The organism is Armatimonadota bacterium, from assembly GCA_020354555.1.
Classification (GTDB): Bacteria; Armatimonadota; Hebobacteria.
Genome location: CP070648.1, coordinates 3,663,106 through 3,667,237 on the forward strand (window position 1 = coordinate 3,663,106; position 4,132 = coordinate 3,667,237).

Sequence of the window (4,132 nt, forward strand, 5' to 3'; positions counted from 1 at the left end):
ATCACCATCTGCGCCGTGGGGTCCACGTAGATCGTCTGGCCGCGCACGCCACGGGCCGCGAACGCGCCGTGGCGGTTGTGAAAGACCCACCACATGCTGCGGTAGCTGCCGCCTTTCAGCTCGCTGTAGCCCGCGGCGAAAGCCCGCTTGTCGCCGCCGCGGGCGATGTTCGCGGTGACCTCGGAAGGGAACAGCCGCTGGCCGTTGAGGTGGCCGCCGTTCAGCACGAGCTGCCCGATCCTGCCCAGGTCGCGCAGCCCCGCGCTCAGGCCGCCGCCGGCGAACGGCGTGCCGACCCCCTCGACGGTCATGTGGCCGTCCTGCTCGGCACCGATCCGGCGCCAGATGCGTTCCGACAGCAACTCCGTCAGCGCCTTGCCGGTCGCGCGCGAGAGGATCCAGCCGAGCGCCCTTGCCGTGGTGAAGGATCAGCATGCCGTCGGTGTAGTTCGCGGAAAGGGACTACTTCCACGTCATGACGGCCTCCGAGCCCGGCTGCGTGATCAGCTTGTCGGGCGGCGGCGGGAAGCCTTCCATCCAGCCGAGGAACCGGGGATCGGAGTGCACCGCGCTCGGGAAATCCGTAGTCCGTACCTGGGGTTCGGCCGCCACTCAGACGGTCGCAATCAACCCGGCGGTGAGACCGGCAGGCCCGAATACTCGTGTCCACATCCCAGCGAATCTGCCTTGTCTATCGCTGGGCGCCCGGGGTTCATAGCATGCCTGCCGCCGCACTTCGGCCCGCGTGTATCTCTGCGCCCGACGGAAAGCGGGCGGCACCGCGGGGCGCCGCCCGCCCTCGGTCGAATCACTCCGTAACGTCTAGTCCAGCTTCTCGCCGAGCCGCTCCTGTCTCAGCTGCACGGCGTCCTTCGACAGCAGGTACCGTTCGCGCACTGCGTCGTTGACGTCGCGGACGAACCGGGAGACGTAGGCACCCCATCCCGGGTAGAGCTCGTGCAGTCGCTCATCCGCGAACGGGCTGAAGCCGCCGTACAGGCCGCAGAAGCCGGGCCCGCTGTTGGATTCGAAGTAGACGCCGATCGGCGTGCGGATCTCGGGCGGACGCACGCCTCCGAGGACATTGCCGTCCGCATCGCGGGCCAGCGCGACCACGCCGGGCGTGCTGGTATCGAGCTCCATGAACCGGCTCGGCGGCGGCGGGGTCCCGTCGCCGATCCAGCGAACCAGGTTGTCCATGGCGGCCGACTCGTAGTGCCCGGTCCGCAGCGGGTTCTTGGGGTTGGCGGGAGCCGGGCAGAAGCTCGGCGGCAGCCCGAGGTCACGCACAAGGGCCTTGCCGCCCTCCACGTCGCGGAACGCGTCGTCGTGCGAGGCGCCGACGACCTCGTAGGTCCTGATCCACGGCGTCTGTGCCTCGCTCTGCCGCGTCGGCCAGGACGGGAAGTTGACGACCTCGGTCTGGGTCTGGAACTTGATGACCGGGGCATCGACGTGGACGACGTTGCGCAGGTCTCCGAGCGGCAGGTTCTCGGTCGCAGGCGTTGCGCCGGTGACGTCCTTGGCGCGGGCGCCGCCGGCCGAGATGTAGTAGCCGTCGTACACCGGCGTGCCGTCCGGCATCCGGGCCATGTCGTGGAACGAGTTCGCGTAGGTGACCTCATAGGCCGCGGACTGCGAATAGCCCACCATGATCAGGCGCTGTACGTCGTAGCCGGCCATCGGGTTGTCGGCGTTGCCTTCCGACTTCAGCAGCTCACCGACCTGGGTCATCATGTCCCAGACCTGCCCGAACGCCGGCATGGACAGCGTTGCGTAGCGGCTCGCATTCCGCGTGGGCCAGGGCGGCCGTCCCCAGCGGTCACGCAGGAAATTGACGGTCACGGGCTTGGTCGAGACGCCCACCCACGCCGCACCGGAGCGGATCAGGTACTCGTAGGTGCCGTACCAGATGGCATCCCCGTCCCAGCCGGCGGTCGCATTCAGGACGTCGACGAACACCGTGCCCTTGAACTGGGCCGGCTGCAGCGGCTTGCGCACGAGAATGCGCGTCACGTACGGCACGTCCGGTGTCAGCACCTGCACCTCCGGGCGCTGGGCCGCGTTGTCCACGTACTCGTAGATGTTGGCGGTACCGCTCACCAGGTACTCTTCCTCGACGTACCCGACCTGCGAGAGGTCCTGGTACCAGGCGAGGAACGGCGTCGATCGCGTCTCGGGCGGCCCCGGAACGATCTCGAGCTTCGTCGTGGTGACGCCGTCTGCCCGACTCGCGGCAGGCGTAGCGCCGAGCAGGGTTGCCAGCAGGAAGCCTGTGGCCAGCGGCCACCTGGCCGCGGCTCGTTGTGTAGCCATCATGAAATCCCCCTCTCTCTTGTTTGCGCGTGTCGTGCTCGATGAGCACACCCCGAGGATACCCTCTGTGTGGAGAGACGACAGGCAGTTGCGCTCCTGCTGGCACTTGTCTGGGTTTGCTGCGGTGCCAAAGACGACGACCGGCGCAGGTTTGCCTGGCGAGGGGGGCCTCAAGCTGAATTGCAGCGGAATCAGGCCTCTCGCGGCGTCGGTTAGCAACGCTCGCCAGCCCTTCCGGTGACGGAGAGCGGCGTCACGAAAATCGGTTGTTGGGCATTGCTCCCGGCCGGCCGGGTGCTAGCTTGGCGCATTGGCAGAGGGACTCGCTGTGCGAACCAACTTCCTCCTGATCGACCACGAGAACGTCCAGCCCGAGAGCCTGCCCCAGGCGAACGGCGGACAGTTCAAGGTCAAGGTGTTCCTCGGGTCCCACCAGACCAAGGTGAGTGTCGGGCTTGCCCGGTCCCTGCAGGCGCTCGGCGCGGACGCGGTCGAGTACATCACGATCGAAGGCAACGGCAGGAACGCTCTCGACTTCCACATCGCCTTCTACCTGGGCGGGCTCGCGGCGGAGTACCCAGACGCTTACTTCCACATCGTGTCGAAGGACACGGGATTCGATCCCCTGATCAAGCACCTGAGGAGCAGGAAGCTCCACGTCCAGCGGTCACCGTCGGTCGCCGACATGCCGCTGGTCAAGCTCGTCAACTCGAAGTCGCTGCCGGAGAAGGTGGAGGCCATCATCGGCAATCTCGCGCGCCGGGGATCTGCCCGGCCGCGCAAGGTGAAGAGGCTCGAGAAAGCGATCAACGGGCTCTTTCAGAACGGACTCGCGGAGGGCGAGGCGCACCAGATTCTGGGGGAGCTGCAGAAGCGCGGCGTCGTCACGGTCGACGGCGAGAAGGTGAGCTACAGCCTCGATGCGGCGGTTCCGGTGTGATGAACTACGAGTCCCTAAAGGCCCGCCACCGCGCCGAGCGCGAGGGCCACCACCCCAACCTCGCGCTGCGCGTGCACCGCGCCCTCAGCTGGCTCAACCGTGCCGAGCAGGCGCAGGACGATCCGGACGGACGTTTCATCTTCCTCTGGATCGCCTTCAATGCCGCCTACGCCACAGAGATCGACGAGCGGTTCTGGCTCTCCGAGCAGAAGACGTTCCAGGCGTTTCTGCAGAAACTCGTCGACCTCGATGCGCAGGGGCGGATCGACGAGCTCGTGTGGACGGAGTTCCCGGGCAGCATTCGGGTGCTGCTCGACAACCAGTACGTGTTCCAGGATTTCTGGAGCTTCCACAACGGGTCGATCTCCGAGGAGGAGTGGAGACAGCGCTTCGCGAGTGCGAAGGCCGCGGCGCACCGGGCGCTCGGCGCGCGCGACACCGTGACCGTCCTCGGCATCGCGCTCAGCCGCATCTACACGCTGCGTAACCAGCTGATGCACGGCGGGGCGACCTGGGGCAGCTCCGTGAACCGCGATCAGATCCGCGACTGTGTCAGCCTCATGGGCAAGCTCGTGCCGCTCGTGATCGAGATGATGCTGGACCACCCGGACACGCTGTGGGGCGATGCGTGCTACCCGGTGGTGGACTGATTCGCGAAGCCAACAAGATCGATTCAGCTGCCCGAATCACCCTGCGGGACATTTGCGGGAATCAGTCCTGCACCGTCCTGCATTGTGGGGCACTTTACGCAACGGGCGCCCCGGTAACCCATTGATAAATATAGCGTTAGTACCTTCGGCCGGGGGCTGAAAATCCGCGTGTCGGCAGTTCGATTCTGCCCCTGGCCACCACCCCGAACCCCCTGATTCGCATGCC

At 66.6% G+C, this 4,132-nt stretch carries 5 protein-coding genes; 2 read left to right on the plus strand and 3 right to left on the minus strand.

What is annotated here, in order from left to right; genetic code table 11:
- The 3 genes from JSV65_15000 to JSV65_15010 all read right to left on the minus strand — a co-directional run.
- A partial coding sequence (locus JSV65_15000; GenBank protein UCH33852.1) for a 6-aminohexanoate hydrolase occupies positions 1-362 on the minus strand: 362 nt, incomplete at its 3' end.
- A gap of 100 nt (positions 363-462) precedes the next feature.
- The gene (locus JSV65_15005) at positions 463-612 is read right to left on the minus strand and encodes a hypothetical protein (GenBank protein ID UCH33853.1); all 150 of its coding nucleotides are present in this window, start codon (positions 610-612) and stop codon (positions 463-465) included.
- A 210-nt stretch (positions 613-822) separates the two neighbouring features.
- Positions 823-2,103, minus strand: coding sequence for a hypothetical protein (locus JSV65_15010; protein UCH33854.1), 1,281 nt, complete (start codon positions 2,101-2,103; stop codon positions 823-825).
- A gap of 541 nt (positions 2,104-2,644) precedes the next feature.
- Here JSV65_15010 and JSV65_15015 point away from each other — a divergent pair.
- The gene (locus JSV65_15015) at positions 2,645-3,256 is read left to right on the plus strand and encodes a hypothetical protein (protein ID UCH33855.1); all 612 of its coding nucleotides are present in this window, start codon (positions 2,645-2,647) and stop codon (positions 3,254-3,256) included.
- Entirely contained in the window at positions 3,256-3,906 is a 651-nt protein-coding gene (locus JSV65_15020; GenBank protein ID UCH36800.1) for a hypothetical protein, read from the plus strand. Before JSV65_15015 ends, JSV65_15020 begins: the two co-directional genes overlap by 1 nt.
- Positions 3,907-4,132 lie beyond the last annotated feature (226 nt).